At 73.0% G+C, this 15,287-nt stretch carries 10 protein-coding genes; 2 read left to right on the forward strand and 8 right to left on the reverse strand.

Features of this window, described 5'->3' with window-relative positions; genetic code table 11:
• Nucleotides 1-25: 25 nt before the first annotated feature.
• From lpxD to MNY62_RS20290, 8 genes are all read right to left on the reverse strand, one after another.
• Nucleotides 26-1,084 carry a UDP-3-O-(3-hydroxymyristoyl)glucosamine N-acyltransferase gene (gene lpxD / locus MNY62_RS20255; RefSeq protein ID WP_242346169.1) on the reverse strand — a complete coding sequence of 353 codons (1,059 nt, stop codon included), beginning with the start codon at nt 1,082-1,084 and terminating at the stop codon, nt 26-28.
• 7 nt (nt 1,085-1,091) lie between these two features.
• Complete coding sequence (locus MNY62_RS20260) at nt 1,092-1,679, reverse strand: OmpH family outer membrane protein (RefSeq protein WP_242346170.1); 588 nt, start codon at nt 1,677-1,679, stop codon at nt 1,092-1,094.
• A 23-nt stretch (nt 1,680-1,702) separates the two neighbouring features.
• Nucleotides 1,703-4,129: an outer membrane protein assembly factor BamA gene (gene bamA / locus MNY62_RS20265; RefSeq protein WP_242346171.1), complete on the reverse strand. Its 2,427-nt coding sequence runs from the start codon at nt 4,127-4,129 to the stop codon at nt 1,703-1,705.
• A 92-nt stretch (nt 4,130-4,221) separates the two neighbouring features.
• Complete coding sequence (locus tag MNY62_RS20270; protein WP_242346172.1) at nt 4,222-4,896, reverse strand: ABC transporter ATP-binding protein; 675 nt, start codon at nt 4,894-4,896, stop codon at nt 4,222-4,224.
• The gene (locus tag MNY62_RS20275) at nt 4,896-6,902 is read right to left on the reverse strand and encodes an FtsX-like permease family protein (protein ID WP_242346173.1); all 2,007 of its coding nucleotides are present in this window, start codon (nt 6,900-6,902) and stop codon (nt 4,896-4,898) included. Before MNY62_RS20275 ends, MNY62_RS20270 begins: the two co-directional genes overlap by 1 nt.
• Nucleotides 6,903-6,918: 16 nt before the next feature.
• A complete protein-coding gene (gene lysS, locus MNY62_RS20280) occupies nt 6,919-8,481 on the reverse strand; it encodes a lysine--tRNA ligase (protein ID WP_242346174.1) in 1,563 nt (520 codons plus the stop codon).
• Between the two features lie 260 nt (nt 8,482-8,741).
• The gene (locus MNY62_RS20285; RefSeq protein WP_242346175.1) at nt 8,742-10,340 is read right to left on the reverse strand and encodes a glycoside hydrolase family 57 protein; all 1,599 of its coding nucleotides are present in this window, start codon (nt 10,338-10,340) and stop codon (nt 8,742-8,744) included.
• A complete protein-coding gene (locus tag MNY62_RS20290; RefSeq protein WP_242346176.1) occupies nt 10,341-11,570 on the reverse strand; it encodes a DUF4912 domain-containing protein in 1,230 nt (409 codons plus the stop codon).
• A 361-nt stretch (nt 11,571-11,931) separates the two neighbouring features.
• On the opposite strand from MNY62_RS20290, the gene MNY62_RS20295 reads away from it, so the two are divergent.
• Both MNY62_RS20295 and MNY62_RS20300 read left to right on the forward strand, forming a co-directional pair.
• Nucleotides 11,932-13,686, forward strand: coding sequence for a serine/threonine-protein kinase (locus MNY62_RS20295; RefSeq protein WP_242346177.1), 1,755 nt, complete (start codon nt 11,932-11,934; stop codon nt 13,684-13,686).
• A 100-nt stretch (nt 13,687-13,786) separates the two neighbouring features.
• Nucleotides 13,787-15,211, forward strand: a complete 1,425-nt coding sequence (locus MNY62_RS20300) for a BamA/TamA family outer membrane protein (RefSeq protein WP_242346178.1) — start codon at nt 13,787-13,789, stop codon at nt 15,209-15,211.
• Nucleotides 15,212-15,287 lie beyond the last annotated feature (76 nt).

Raw genomic sequence — 15,287 nt, forward strand, 5'->3', positions numbered from 1 at the left:
ACGGCGGCGGGTGCGCGCTCGGCGCTCATGACTTCTTCTCCTTCTCGGCGCGCAGCCGATCGAGCTCGCGGCGGAGCTCCTTCACCTCGCGGCGGAGCTCCGGGAGCGACCGCAGCGCCGCCTGCGTCCGCAGCCAGTCGGCGTGAGGCTGCGACGGAGAGCCGCTCACCGCCTCGCCCGGCGCGAGGTCGCTCATGATGCCGGACTGGGCGCCCATCTTCACGCCGTCGCCGATGTTGAGGTGGCCGACGATCCCCACCTGCCCCGCCGCGACGACGCCCATCCCGAGCTTCGTCGAGCCGGCGATGCCGACCTGCGAGACGATGAGGCAGAGCGGCCCGAGCTCCACGTTGTGGGCGATCTGGACGAGGTTGTCGATCTTGGACCCGCGCCCGATGCGCGTCGCGCCGAGCGTCGCGCGGTCGAGGCAGGTGTTGGCGCCGATCTCGACGTCGTCCTCGACGATCACGATGCCGATCTGCGGCACCTTGAAGTGGCGCGGCCCGCGGCCTTCGCCCTCGGGATCGAAGGCGAACCCGAACCCGTCCGACCCGATGACGCAGCCCGGCTGCAGGATCACGCGGTTGCCGACGAGGCAGCGCTCCCGCACGACCACGTTCGGGTAGAGCAGGCAGTCCTCGCCGACGCGCGCCCCCTCGCAGACGTGCACGCCCGGGTAGACGATCGTGCGCGCGCCGATCTCGGCGTCGGGCCCGACGGAGGCGAGCGGCATCACCTGCGCGCTCGGGTGGATCCGCGCGCTCGGGTGGATGGCCGCCTCCGGCGCGATCTCCGGCGCCGCCTCGCGGGGCGGGTGGAACAGCGTCGAGATCTTCGCGAACGCGAGGTAGGCGTTCGGGGCCCTGAGCACGGTGCGGCCGGCGGGCACCTCCGCGTCCGGCTCGACCACCACCGCCCCGGCGCGCGAGGCCTCGAAAGCCTTGCGGTACTTCTTGTTGGAGAAGAACGAGACGTGGTGCGGGCCGGCGTCCTCGAGCGGCGCGACCCCCTCCAGGACCCGCGTGCCGTCGCCGACGACCTCGCCGCCGACGCGCGCGGCGAGCTCCGCGAGCGTGAAGGTCACGTCCGCCTCACTTCTTCCCGGCGGGGGCGGCCGGCTTCTGCGCGGCCGGCTTCGCCTCGGCGGGCTTCTTCGCCGCGCCGCCCGGGAACCTCGCGTTGTACTTGCGGATGAGCTCGTTCGTGAGGTCGAGGGCGGGCAGCGCGAACACGATCCCGGAGTCGCTGCGCTCGAGGACCATCGTGAAGCCGTCGGCCTCGGCGATCTCGCGGGTGATGTTCGCCATCTTGTCGAAGATGCCGCGTGTCACCTCGCGCTCGCGCTCGGAGAGGTCCTTCTGGAGCTGGCCCCAGAACTGCTGCAGGTCGTTCGCCTTGCGGTCGAGCTCGGCGGCCTTGTCGCGCCGCGCCTGCTCGGCCATGACCACCGCCTGCTTCTCGAAGTCCTGGCGGAGCTTGTCGAACTCGACCTTCTTCGCGTCGAGCTGCTTCTGCTTCTCGTCGAAGTCGTGCTTCAGCGTGGCCTTCGCGGCCTTGCCCTCGTCGATCTCGTTGAGCGCGCGCTGCAGGTCGACGAAGCCGATCTTGGGCTCGGCGGCGTGGGCGGCGGTGGCCGCGAGGAGGGCGAGGACGGCGGTGAGGCGGAGAGCGTGACGCATGGGGGCTCCTTGTCGACCGGCGATCAGAAGAAGTTGCCGATCGTGAACTGGAAGTCGAGGGCCTGGTCGATGTAGGCGCCGCCGTTCTCCGGGGCCTCGCGGCGGCGGTCGAGCGGGATGCCCCACTCGAACCGGAGCGGGCCGATCGGGCTCTGCCAGCGGAAGCCGAAGCCGACCGACTTGTAGAGCGACAGCGGGACGGCCGGATCGCTGAACTTGCCGGCGGGGAACGCGTTGCCGAAGTCGCTGAAGAGGACGCCGCGGACGCCGACCGCCTTGAACAGCGGGAACTCGAGCTCGATGTTCAGCACCGCCTGCTTGTCGCCGCCCACGTACAGGGCGCCGCGCCGCGCGCTCGGATCGAGCCAGGTGGGGACGTACTCCACGGGCGAGATGGAGAGGTACCGGTAGCCTCGGACCGAGTTGATGCCGCCGACGAAGTAGCGCTCGGAGATCGGGACCCGGTGCTGCGAGTCCCAGTCCCGGATGTAGCCGAGCGTGAGCTTCGCGCGGCCGACGAGGTCGAGCCAGATCGGGTGGTAGGCGCGCGCGTCGACGGCGTAGCGGGTGAAGAGGTTCACCTTCCCGAACAGCGACTCGGGCGCGAGGGCGGGCGGCGCGACCTCGGCGCTCCCCGACATGAAGAAGCCGCGCGTCGGGAAGAGCCGGTTGTCGCGCCGGTCCCACTGCAGCGACAGGCGCAGCGCGCTCGTCGTGCCGGACTTGAACTGCTGGCTCGCGGCGACCGCGGCGAGGCCGGACGCCGTCACGTCCACCTTCTCGTTCGTGTAGGTCGCGAAGAGCCGCATGTCCTCGAGGTTGCGGGCGAACGACCACCACGGCGCGAGCCCGTTCAGCTCGTAGCCCCAGGTCATCGACCCGCCGACCGCGCGGCGCGTGAAGGTCGTGTAGATGCCCTCGGTCGCGTAGAGGTCGAAGGCGAAGGTCCACTTCGTGTCGAGGAAGTAGGGCTCGACGAACTGGATCTGGCCGAGCTGACGGACCGACGACCACTGCACCTGCAGCGAGAGCGTCTGGCCCCACCCGAAGAAGTTGTTCTGCGAGATCTGGCCGGTGAGGATGAAGTTCTCGTAGGAGGAGAACCCGGCGCCGATCTGGAACGTCCCGGTCGCGCGCTCCTTCACCTCGACGACCGCGACGATCGTGTCCTCGGAGCTGCCCTGCTTCGTCGTGACCTCGACCGTCTCGAAGAAGCCGAGCGCGTTCACGCGCTGCTTCGACTGGCGCAGGCCCGTGCCCGAGTAGAGCTCGCCCTCGTAGATGCGCAGCTCGCGCCGGATGACCTTGTCGCGGGTCTTGTCGTTGCCGACGATGTCGATCCGCTCGAAGCGGACCTTCGGCCCGGGCTGGATCTCGTAGGTGAGGTCGAGCGTGCGGGTCTTGGGATCGGTCGCCGTGAGGGGCGTGACGTTGGCGTACGCGTGGCCCATGTCCCGGTAGACGTCGCCGACCGCGAACAGGTCCTGCTGGATCTTGCTCCGCGAGAAGATCTCGCCCTGCTTCGCGCGCAAGATGCGACGCAGGGCGGGCTCGCGATCGAGGAGCTGGCCGGTGAAGGCGATCTTTCCGATCTTGTACTGCTCGCCCTCCTCGACCGGGATGGTGATGTGCAGGAACCGCTTGTCGGGCGAGAGCGCGACCGACGGGTTCCCGACCTTCACGTTCACGTAGCCGCGGTCGAGGTAGACGGCCTGGATGCCCTGGAGGTCGTGCTGGAACGCCTCCTCGCGGTACGTGCCGACGGAGCTCAGGAACGAGAGGTAGCCTCCCGGCCGCGTCTGCATCATCGCGAGGAGGTCGGCGTCCGGGACGTGCGCGTTCCCGAGGAACCGCACCTCCTTCACCTGGACCTTCGCGCGCTCGTCGATGACGTAGACGACGTCGACCTGGTTGTCGGGGCGCTCGTCGAGCCGGTAGGTGACCTCCGCGAGGTAGTAGCCCTTCTCGGCGTACTTCTCCTTGATCTTCTTCACGTCCTTGCGGACGGCGACGAGATCCAGGACCGCGAACGGCTTCAGCTCGACCGTGTCCTTGAGATCGTCCTTCGAGAGCGCGGCGTTCCCCTCGATCCGCGCCTCGCGGACGGTGGGACGCTCCGTGACGCGGTACAGGAGGACCGGCGCCTCGAGGGTCCCCTGCACCTCGACGACGACGTCGGAGAAGAACCCGAGCTTCATCACCGCCCGGATGTCCTTCTGGACGGCGCGCGGGTCGTAGGGCTGGCCCTTCTTCTGGGAGACGGCGGCGCGGATCGCGTCGACCTCGACGCGCCGGTTCCCCTCGATGCGGACGTCGGCGAGCACGGCGCCCGCCCTCACCTCCGCCGAAGGCGACGCGTCCTGCGCGGCGGCCTGGGCAGGGACGAGGGCGGCACCGGCGGCGATGAGCAGGGCGGCGAGCGCGGCTGCGAGGTCGGTCAGGCGCTTCACGGAGCCGCGGAATCTAAACCGATGCCCCGAAAAGCTCAAACCTCTTCCTTCCGGCCGCCGACGCGGTCCCCGGGGGCCGCCCGCCGGAGCGCTCACGCGAGCCGCCCCCGCTCCAGGCGAAGGCGGCGCGGCAGCGCCGCGGCGAGCCGCTCGTTGTGGGTGACGACCACCGCGGTGATCCCCATCCGCGCGTTCAGGTCGGCGAGCAGGGAGTGGATCCCCTCGGCCGTCGCCGGGTCGAGGTTGCCGGTGGGCTCGTCGGCGAGCAGGAGCCGCGGGCGCAGGCACAGCGCGCGCGCCAGCGCGACCCGCTGCTGCTCGCCGCCGGACAGCTCGCCGGGGTGGTGGTCGACGCGGTCGGCGAGGCCGACGAGGGCGAGCATCTCCGCCGCCAGCCGCCGCGCCTCCGCCCGCGGCACGCGGCGGATCAGGGCTGGCATCATCGCGTTCTCGAGGGCGGTGAACTCGGGCAGGAGGTGGTGGCTCTGGAACACGAAGCCCACGGTCTCGTTGCGGAACGCGGCGAGGCCCTCCTCGCCGCGCTCGAACGGATCCGCGTCGTCGAAGAGGATCCGCCCGCCGGTCGGCACGTCGAGCGTGCCCAGGAGGTGGAGGAAGGTGCTCTTCCCCGCGCCGGAGGGCCCGGTGAGCGCCACGAGCTCGCCGGGCGCGATCTCGAGGTCGATGCCGCGCAGCACCTCGAGCCGGCGGTCGCCCATGAGGTAGGTCTTGGTGAGCCCCTGGATCCGCACGAACGGGGAGGTCATCACTCGCTCCGGAGCCCGTCCACCGGGTTCAGGCGGGCGGCCTTCGTCGCCGGGTAGAGCGTCGCGAGGTACGACAGCGCGAGCGCGGCGAGGGCGACGAGCGCGAACTGCGAGGGATCGATCACCACGGGCAGGTTCGAGATGTAATAGACCTCGGGGTCGAGCGGGATGCCGACCTTGTCGATGAGCAGGCAGCTCCCGAGGCCGAGCAACAGGCCGAAGGCGGTGCCCACCGCGCCGATGATGACGCCCTCGGCCATGAAGATCTTCATCACGCTCGGCACCCCGGCGCCCATCGACTTGAGGACGCCGATCTCCTTGCGCTTCTCGAGGACGAGCATGACGAGCGTCGCGACGATGGTGAACGTCGCGACGAGCACGATGAAGCCGAGGATCACCGCCATCACGACCTTCTCGGTCTGCAGGGCGGAGAAGAGGCTGCGGTTGAGCTCGGTCCAGTCGCGCGCCCGGAAGGGCCAGCCGCCGAGCTCGAACACCACCCGGCCCATGACCGCCCGCGCCGCGTCCGGATCGCGGACCTTCAGCTCGAACGCGGTGACCGCGTCGCCCGTGCCGAAGAACTTCTGGCCCTCGGCGAGGTCGATGTAGGCGAACTTCGAGTCGTACTCGAACATCCCGCTGTGGAAGATCGCGGACACCCGGAACGGCCGGCTCTTCGGCTGCGGGCCGCCCGGACCGAGGTCGCCGAACGGCGAGACGACGTTCACCTGGTCGCCGACGAACACCCGCAGCGACCGCGCGAGCTCGCGCCCCACGACGATGCCGGGCAGGGTCTTGCCGGGGCGGGGGGCCGCGCGCTCCTCCTCGGGGTGGTCGCCCTTGCCGGGCGGCGGGATGCGCTCGGGCTTCTCGAGCCACTCGAGCTTCCCCTCCTCGATCGACTGGGGCAGCTCGGTCACCGTGCCGACCGACGCGACGTCGATGCCCTTCACGATGGCGCCGGTGAGGTTCTGGCCGGCCGAGAGCATCACCTCGTTGTAGTGGATGGGCGTCGCGCCCACGACGCCCGGCACGTGGAGCACCCGGTCTCGCGTCGTCCGCCAGTCGGTGAGCTCGTTCTGGCCGTAGGTGAGCAGCATGCCGTGCGCGTTCTGGCCGAGGATCTTGCTCTTCAGGTCGGCCTCGAACCCGCTCATCACCGAGAGCACCACCGTGAGCGCCCACACGCCGATCGCCACGCCGCCGATCGAGATGAGCGTCATGAGGAGCGTCGCCGGCATGCGCGGGCGCACGAAGAGCTCGCCGCGCCGGTAGGCGCGCCGCTCCTTCGCGTCGCGCAGGAGCGACCAGGCGAGCCCGAGCACGATGCCGGGCACGAGCCCGGTCACGACGAGCGCGAAGAGCGCGGCGAGCGTGCGCGGGCTGAGCCGCAGGTGGCTGCGCGCCACGAAGAGCTCGTACGAGAAGGACGCGTCGAGGCGCCCGGTCCCGACGGCGAGGTACGCGAGCGTCGAGCCGACGAACACCGCGGTCGCCGCGAGGAGGCCGACGCCGAGGAGCCCGAGCACGAGCACGAGCGTCCCCTGCGCCTCGAGGGCCTGGAGCGCCGCCGACCGCTCGCGCAGCCCGGGCAGGAACGCGACCAGCGCCGCCACCCCCGCCGCCCAGAGCAGGAACGCGGCCGCGAGCTCGTAGAAGGCGATCCGCCGGCCGGCCCAGGCGGCGGCCGCGCCGAGCGCGGCGCCGGCGAGCGCGGCCGTGAGCGCGGCGAGCCCGGTCGCGAGCGCGCCCGGGAGCGAGAGGCGGTCGCCGAAGAACGCGTGCGCGAGCGGCGCGACGACGGCGGCGCCGAACAGGCCCGCGAGGACGAGGAGGAAGGCCGGGACGGAGAACACCGGCGGCGCCGGGTGCCCCGCGCCCTGCGCGCCGCCGCGGGGGGCGGGACCCTCGGCCACGGGGCCCGGGCCCGGACCGGCGGCCGCGGGGCCCCCTCCGGCCTCGGCGGACCTCGGGGGCCCGCCGCCGGCGGCCACGCGCTCGTGCATCCGCTCCTCGCTCACGTCAGTCCCGGGTCTTGAGGAGCGGGAACAGGATGACGTCGCGGATGGAGGCGGAGTCCGTGAGGAGCATCGTCACCCGATCGATCCCGATCCCCTCGCCCGCGGTGGGCGGCATGCCGTGCTCGAGGGCGCGCACGAAGTCCTCGTCGTACGGCATCGCCTCCTCGTCCCCCGAAGCGCGCGCCTTCACCTGCGCCTCGAAGCGCGCCCGCTGATCGGCGGGATCGTTGAGCTCGGAGAACGCGTTCGCGCATTCCATCCCGCCCGCGAACAGCTCGAAGCGATCGACGAGGCGCGGATCGGCGTCGCGCCGGCGCGAGAGCGGGCTCGTCTCGAGCGGGAAGTCGACCACGAACGCGGGCCGGTCCTTCGGCAGCTGCGGCTCCCCGAACACCTCGAAGACCGCGGCCAGCGCCTCGCCGGGGGACTTCTTCGCCGCCTGCTCGAGCTTCCAGGCGTCCTCCGACTCGTTCTCGCGCGCCGCCGCCCGCCCGAGCGCCTCGGCGAGCCCGCGGCCCGCGAGGGCGTCCTCGACGGACAGGCCGAGCACGCGCGCCGCCACCTCGACGAGCGAGACGCGGGGGTACGGGGGGGTGTAGTCGATCGGCTGCCCCTGGAACGGCACCACCGGCGTCCCGGCGACCTCGAGGGCGAGCGCGTGGAAGAGCTCCTCGGTGAGCCGCATGAGGTCGTCCGCGGTGGCGTACGCCTCGTAGAACTCGATCGTGGTGAACTCGGGGTTGTGGCGGCGATCGATCCCCTCGTTCCGCCAGATGCGGCCGATCTCGTAGACGCGATCGAAGCCGCCCACGACGAGCCGCTTCAGGTGCAGCTCGGTCGCGATGCGGAGCTTGAGGCTGAGATCGAGCGCGTTGTGGTGCGTCTCGAACGGCCGCGCAGCCGCGCCGCCCGCCTCCTCCGGCTTGTGCAAGGTCGGCGTCTCGACCTCGAGGTAGCCGCGCCCGTCGAGGAAGCGCCGGATGGTCGAGACCGTCCGGGCGCGCTTCACGAAGGTGTCGCGCACGCCGGGCGTGGCGATGAGATCGAGGTAGCGCTGCCGGTAGCGCTGCTCCACGTCGCTGAGCCCGTGCCACTTCTCCGGCAGCGGCCGCATCGACTTCGTGAGGATCGTGAAGCCGTTCGCCTCGAGGGTGAGCTCGCCGGTCTTGGTGCGCGTGGCGCCGCCCTGGGCGGCGACGATGTCGCCGATGTCGAGGAGCTTGTAGATCTCGAAGTCCCGCTCGGAGACCCGGTCCTTCTTGATCCACACCTGGAGCTCGCCGGTGGCGTCGCGGACCTTGAGGAAGGCGGCCTTGCCGAAGGGACGGACCGCGAGGACGCGCCCGGCGATCGACCAGGGGCCGGGGTCCTTCGCGATCTCGTCGGCCGGCGCGTCGCCGTACCGGTCGCGCAGGTCCTTCGAGAGGTGCGCGGGGCGGTGCCCGTTGCCGTAGGGGTTCACGCCGAGCGCGCGCAGCGCCTCGGCCTTCTTCACGCGATGCGCGAGGATCTCGCGCTCGGTCGCGCCGAGGTCGTCGCCGCGGGGGGGGTTGGGATCTCGCATGTCTCGGTTTCGACGGGGAAAAGCGTCCGGCGAGGCTAGTCGGGCTCGCCCGCCCCGTCAACGCGAGAACATCCGCGCGTCGCGCGGAGATCCCGCCGCCCTCCGGCCGGCGCGCCGCCGGACGATCCGAAACGCGTCCTCGCCCCGGAAACGGCGCGCCGTCCGAGGTGTGCCCCTCGAGCGCCGCCAGCGCCTGCGCTGCTGGCGAGCTCGGGCGCGGGCAGACCGAGCGGGCAGCCAGCCGGGGCCGGCTCGCGCTCCTAGCGCGGCGCGTACAGGCGGTAGTCGATCTCCGGGAAGATGTTGTCCTTCGCCTCGGCGTGGCCGAGCCACTCCGCGTCGATCTGCCCGTCCCGGAGCTGGTCGTGCAGCCGCGTGAAGCGGAGCACGTGCTCCTTCGTCCGGCGGATCGCGTAGTCCACCATCGTCCCGGTCTTCATGATGAAGGCCCAGTCCGACGACTGGGCGAGGAGCAGCTCCCGCGCGGCCTGGTCGAGGGCGCGGCGCTCGAGGTCGCTCGGCTCGCGGTAGTCGCGGGCGAGCGCGATCATCCGCTCCGCCGCCTTGTGCAGGTGGCGGTAGATCCAGTCGTTCGAGCCGTCGAGCCAGACGCCGGCGTAGCCGCCCGCCCCCCACGAGGAGAGCGGCGGGGTCGCGAGCTGCTGCTCGGGGTTCTCTCGCAGGTAGTCGCCGGGCGTGGCGAGCTTGAAGATGCGCTGGTCGTAGGCGACCTTGCGGATGAGGAAGTCGATGAAGAGCGGGCCCTCGTACCACCAGTGGCCGTAGAGCTCCGCGTCGTAGGGGGAGACGACGATCGGCCTCACCCCGTTCATCCGCGAGGCGAGGTGCTCGATCTGCCGCTCGCGGTTGAACATGAAGTTGCCCGCGTGCTGCGCCGCGCGCTCGCGCGCGCGCGCCGGATCGTAGGGCTCCTTGTGCGCGGTCTTCCCCGTGATGCGGAAGTACTTGATGCCGACGTTCTTCCGCTGCCCGGTCGGCTGGATGTACGGCTTCACGTACTCGTACTCGAGGTCCCAGCCGACGTCGCGGTAGAACTCCCGATAGTCCGGATCGCCCGGGTAGCCCGACTCGGCGCTCCACACCTGCATCGACGACTCGGCGTCGCGCCCGAACGCGGCGGGGCCGGTGGGCGTGTAGATCGGCGCGTAGACGCCGTAGCGCGGCCGCGGCGTCGCGTCGGTGATGCCGTGCGTGTCCACGAAGAAGTAGCGGATGTTCTCCTCGGCGAGGAACGCGTCCACGCCGGGGAAGTAGCCGCACTCCGGCAGCCAGATGCCCACCGGGTCCTTGCCGAAGTGGCGCCGGTGATGGCGCGCGGCGACCGCGATCTGCGCCCGCACCGCCTCCGGGTACGGCTGCATGAGCGGCAGGAACCCGTGCGTCGCGCCGCAGGTGACGATCTCGATCCGCCCCGCCTCCTCGAGGCGGCGGAACGCGCCCACGAGGTCGCGGTGGTAGCGGTCGTTGAAGAGCTGGCGCAGCTCGCGGAACTCGCGCTGGTGGTGGAGGGCGAGGGCGTGGAAGGTGCCGTCGTTGCGGGTGCGGTGGACCTCCTTGTCGGCGAGCTCGCAGAGCGTGTCGAGCCGCCGCGCGTAGCGGGCCATGAGCAGCTCGTCGCGCAGCATCGCGACGAGCGGCGGCGTCATGGTCATCGAGATGCGGAACGGGATCCCCTCGTCCGTCGCGCGGTCGAAGACCCTCAGGAGGGGCAGGTACGTCTCGCTGATCGCCTCGTAGAGCCAGTCCTCCTCGAGGAACTCGTCGTACTCCGGGTGACGGACGAACGGGAGGTGCGCGTGCAGGTGGAGGGCGACGTAGCCGAGGACTTCCTGGGCCATCTACGCGCCCTCCCCGGCCCCGAACCCTCCGAACGGCGAGCTCGGCGACGACACGCCGGGAGAGGTCGGCCGTCCGCCCACGCCCCCGGCGCTGCCGACGGCGCCCGAGCGCGCGGCGAAGCGCGACCAGTCGCTGAGGCGCGCGAGCAGCGCCCGCGCCTCCTCCGAGAACGGACCGCCCGCGTGGCCGGGGCCGAGGAGCCGCCCGAGCGGAACCTCCCAGGGGATCCGGATGAAGCGGTCGTCGATCACCGGCGACGGGCCGAGCGGCGGGAGCATCATCTCGTTCGAGCCACGCCCGATCTGCCGGTCCTCCCCGCGGCGGTCCACGGCGTGGATCTCGGCGCGGTACACGCGGCCGGGGTCGAGGTCGTGCACGTAGTACCCGTTCGCCTCGAGCGCGAAGTCCACCGAGCGGACCGGGCTCCAGCCGCCGCCGTTCCGCGCGAAGACCCGGAGCTCCGCGCGCGGGTGATCGAGCCCGGCGAACGCCGCCCGGGCGGTCTCCTGCGAGAAGTCCCAGTAGAGGAAGAGCGTCCGAGGATCGCGGGGCAGCGCGACGAACGCGTCGTCCCCGTACCCCCAGGGCAGCTCGCCCAGGTTCTCCTCGAACGGCGCGCCCGCCTCGGCCTCGAGGGCGCCCTCGCCCTCCTCGACGGCGCGGAAGGCCTCCGGCGCGTCCGAGGTCGTCTCGGTCATGGGGTGCGGCGCCTCGCGCACCGCCTCCTCGCCGCGCACGCGGGCGACGAAGTAGCCCTCGGGATCCGGCGCCGGCCCGCCCGGCTTGCCGTTGCCTACCTTCGCGCGCCGCGCCCGCGCGGCCGAGACGCTCGCCGCGACCCCGGCCACCGCACCGGCCGCCGCGCCCGCCACCGCCGCCGCGACCTTCGCCGCCCTGCGCGTCCGGGGCGCCTTGGCGGCCTCGCGAACGCCCTCGGCGACGTCGGCCGCGGCCGCCTTGCCGGCCCGCGCCGCCGCGCGAGCTCCCGCGCCGGCGGCCTTGCCCGCCTGCTTCGCGGCGCGTACGGCCTTGCCCGTGGCCTCGGCGGCGCGGCTCGCGGCCGTGCGGGCCTTGCCGCGCGCCGCCTTCGCGACGTTGGAGGTCTTCTTCTCCGCGGCCTCGAGCGCCGCGACGAGCTCGCCCTTCGTCTTCCGGGACTGGCCCGGACCGAGCATCTTCCGGGCGAGCTCGCGCAAGCTCTCGACCGTCATCTTCCTGAAATCGGCCATGGCAGTGTTCGAGAGAAATCCGGGTTCGCCGCGGTCCGCAAGGGGTTTCCCGGGGCGGAATGCGTGCGGCGGCGCGCGCGTCGCGTGTCCCCCCTGCGCGGGGCTGGGCCGGTCGTCCGCCTCTGCTACGCTCGAATCTCGCAACGGTGGGGGCTTGGTGCACCGTCCGGCAACGTCGACCACGCGGGGACTCGACCCCTGCTCGAAGTGCGGCAGCCCGCACCTCGCCGACGCGTCCTGCTCGTCTCCCCTGCCGACGCTCGCCTTCGGCGGAGCGTCCGCGCCCGCGCAGGAGCCCGTGCCGGGGCAGGTGCCGGCCGTCGATCCGCTCCTGGGCGCGCAGGTTGGCAGCTTTAGGATCTTGAGGCTCCTCGGCCGCGGCGGGATGGGCACGGTGTACCTCGCCGAGCACCCCGTCATCGGCAGCCGCGTCGCCGTGAAGTTCCTGCACGAGGCGATGGCGGCGGACGCGCACGTCGTCTCGCGCTTCTACGACGAGGCGCGGGCGGTGAACCTCATCGGGCACGAGAACATCGTCGGGATCTACGACCTCTCGGTGCTCGCGCCGGGCCGCTTCTACTACGTGATGGAGTACCTGGACGGCGAGACGCTCGCCGAGCGGATCCGCGGCGGGCCGCTCGATCCGGCGATCGCCCTCGACGTGCTCCTGCAGCTCTGCGACGCCCTGCAGTGCGCACACGAGCGGGGGGTCGTCCACCGGGATCTCAAGCCCGAGAACGTGTTCCTCGTCCAGCTCCGCGGCCGGCGCGACTTCGTGAAGCTCGTCGACTTCGGCATCGCGAAGCTGCGCGACGCCCGCGCCGCCGGCCGCACCGAGTCGGGCGTCATCGTCGGGACCCCCGAGTACATGGCGCCCGAGCAGTGCGAGGACGGCCCGATCGACGCGCGGACGGACGTCTATGCGCTGGGCGTCATCGCGTTCGAGCTCGCCACGGGGCGCCTCCCGTTCGTCGGCCGCGGCGTCGCGCCGCTCCTCCTCGCGCACCTCAAGACGCCACCCCCCCGCCCTTCCGAGCTCGCCCCGGTCTCCCCGGCGCTCGAGCGGGCCATCCTCCGCGCGCTCGAGAAGGACCCCGGCGCCCGCTTCGCGGACATGGCGGCGTTCGCCGGGGCGCTCCGCGCCGCCCAGGCGCAGCTCCCGGCGCGGACGCCCCCGCCCTCCCCGGCCCTGCGCCCGGCGGCCGGCGCGGCGCCGTTGCACGGCGGGCCGGCCGCCGCCCGGGAGGTCGCCATCGAGGCGGAGGTGCGCGCCGGCGGCGCGGCCTCCCTGAGCCTCGCCGTCCGCGAGCTCACGCGGAGCGGCGCCTTCCTCCGCACCGACGAGGCGCTCCCGCCGCTCCTCTCGCGGGTCCGGCTGTCCCTCGCGCACCCTTCGCTGCGGGCGCCGCTCGCGCTCTCCGCCGAGGTGGTGCGCCACGTGTGCGGCGCCGAGGCCGCGGCCTGGCGGATGGACCCGGGGTTCGCGGTGCAGTTCGTGGACCTCGCGCCCGCGGACCGCGCCGCGCTCGCGACGCTCGCCGACGCGCAGCGCGCCCCGACCGCGGTGCCGCCGGCGGGCTCCGCCGGAGAGCCGCTCCTGCGCACCCTCGAGGCCCGCGCGTCCGCGAGCCACTACGCGTTCCTCGCCGTGCCGCTGGACGCGGAGTTCGCCGACGTGCGGCGCGCGGTGCAGGGACTGCGCGACGCGCTCGAGGCGCTCCGGATCCGGCCGCTCGCGGCCGATCACCCCGCGCGGGCGAACGCCCTCCTCGTCCGCCTCGACGCCGCGCAGGCGGCGCTCGCGACGCCCGCGGCCCGGCTCGCCCACGACGCGGAGCGCGGCAACGCCCTCGGTGTCTCGCGCTGCCTCGCCGCCGGCGTCCCCCGCGCCCTCCTCGACGCGCGCCGGGCGGAGCTCCTCCGCGCCGGCCCGGGGCGCGCCGCCGAGGCGAGCCGCCAGCGCGCCCGCGCCGAGGTCGCCCGCAAGCTCGGGAACGCCGGCGCGGCCCTCGCGGCGTACGAGGCCGCGCTCGCGGCGGATCCACTCGACGTCGCGACCCTCGACGCGTACCTCGCCCTCCGCCGCGGGCCGCGCAGGGGCCCCGCCGGGCGCTGACGCCGCCGGGGGACGCACCGCCACCGCCGCGCGGCTGAATAGACGCTCGGAGCACTGCGTCCAGCGGAACGGGCCGCTCTTCGCCTACAATCGGCCGCCGATGACCGCGCTCGTCCCCGCCCTGCTGGCGCTCGCCCTCGGGCAGGCCGCCGCCGCCCCGGCCGCGCCGGAGCCCTCGCCGATCGCCGCCCCGGCGGCCGGCGCGCCCGAGCTCGACCTCTCTCCCCTCCCGCGGCGCTACACCATCGAGCGGATCGTCGTGTCCGGGCTGCACCACGCCCGCGAGCCGGCGGTGCGCCGGCACCTGCTCGTCACCGAGGGCGATCTGCTCGACGAGGAGCGCGTGCTCCTGTCGCGCCTGCGGCTCCTCCAGCTCGGCTGGTTCTCCAAGGTGGAGACGCGGGTCGAGCGCGGGAGCGAGCGCGGCCTCGTGGTGCTCGTCGTCGACGTCGTCGAGCGGAACACGCTCCTCGTCACGGATCTCGTCCTCGGCTCCACGGGGCCCCAGCCGCTCTACGGCGGCCTCGGCCTCTCTCAGCAGAACTTCCTCGGGCGCGGCTTCGGGCTGTCCGGCGCGTTCGTTTACGGCGGCTCGCCCGCGGGCCGGCCCCAGGATCCCGATCGCTTCGCGGTGCGGGGCAGCTTCTTCGCGCCCGACCTGCCGCTCGCCCGCGGCGGTGCCCGCGCCGGGCGCGGGCTCGTCCTGGGCGCGACCGTCCTGTTCGTGCGCGGCGAGGAGCTCGCCTGCGGGGATCCGGAGTGCGATGCCTTCTCGGACGACTTCGGCGCCGCGCCGCGGCTCCGCTACCAGCGCGCGGCGTTCGAGGGCACCATCGGGATCCGGCCCGGCGCCTTCGAGCGGCTCCTCGCGAGCTACCGGTTCGAGCAGCTCCGCGAGCTCTCCTCCGGGGCCACGCCGGCGACGCCCCAGGACATGCCGTCGTTCCTGCCCGGCCGCTCGCGCCTCTCGGCCTTGACCGGCACCTACGAGATCGACACCCGCGACGACTTCTTCCTGCCGCGCGAGGGGCTCCGGGGTCTCGCGCAGGTGACGTTCGGCTCCCGCGTGCTCGGCGGGGACTACGAGTACAGCCGCTACCTCCTCCAGCTCGAGACGGCGTTCGGGCTGTTCGCCCTCCCCTTGCGGTTCCAGGCGGCGCTCGGCGCCGCGCAGGGCGGCGCGCCGTTCTTCGAGCGCTTCTACCCGGCGGACTTCTCCTACTTCGCCGTGGGGCCCGCGCTGGCGCGCTCGCTCGAGCTCAACTTCTCGACCGACTCGCGCTACGACGCGTTCGTCGCCATGGGCGGGCTGGAGTACGCCGTGCCGCTCTGGCAGCGGCAGGCGTTCTTCCGGCGCGGCTACCTCGCGATCGGCGCGCGCGGCGTGTACTCCTCCCAGGCCCTCGGCGGCGCGCGGACCCGCTTCTCCCGCTCCCCGGTGTCGGCCGACCTCGCGCTCCGCCTCGACACGCCCGTCGGCGTCTTCAACGCGTCGCTCGGCTACGCGGTGGACAACCTGCTGTGACGCGCGCTCGTCGCCGATCCGGGCGCTCCGTCCGCCTCGCCCTCGCGGCCCTCGCCGCCGCGGCCGCCCTGCGCGC

This window comes from Anaeromyxobacter terrae, from assembly GCF_022690685.1.
Lineage (GTDB): Bacteria > Myxococcota > Myxococcia > Myxococcales > Anaeromyxobacteraceae > Anaeromyxobacter > Anaeromyxobacter terrae.

Bases quoted from the DNA above. Each gene is read 5' to 3' on its own strand.
- MNY62_RS20260 (WP_242346170.1), bottom strand. From the start codon at position 1,679: ATGCGTCACGCTCTCCGCCTCACCGCCGTCCTCGCCCTCCTCGCGGCC.
- MNY62_RS20270 (WP_242346172.1), bottom strand. From the start codon at position 4,896: ATGACCTCCCCGTTCGTGCGGATCCAGGGGCTCACCAAGACCTACCTC.
- MNY62_RS20275 (WP_242346173.1), bottom strand. From the start codon at position 6,902: ATGCACGAGCGCGTGGCCGCCGGCGGCGGGCCCCCGAGGTCCGCCGAG.
- lysS (WP_242346174.1), bottom strand. From the start codon at position 8,481: ATGCGAGATCCCAACCCCCCCCGCGGCGACGACCTCGGCGCGACCGAG.
- MNY62_RS20285 (WP_242346175.1), bottom strand. From the start codon at position 10,340: ATGGCCCAGGAAGTCCTCGGCTACGTCGCCCTCCACCTGCACGCGCAC.
- MNY62_RS20290 (WP_242346176.1), bottom strand. From the start codon at position 11,570: ATGGCCGATTTCAGGAAGATGACGGTCGAGAGCTTGCGCGAGCTCGCC.
- MNY62_RS20300 (WP_242346178.1), top strand. From the start codon at position 13,787: ATGACCGCGCTCGTCCCCGCCCTGCTGGCGCTCGCCCTCGGGCAGGCC.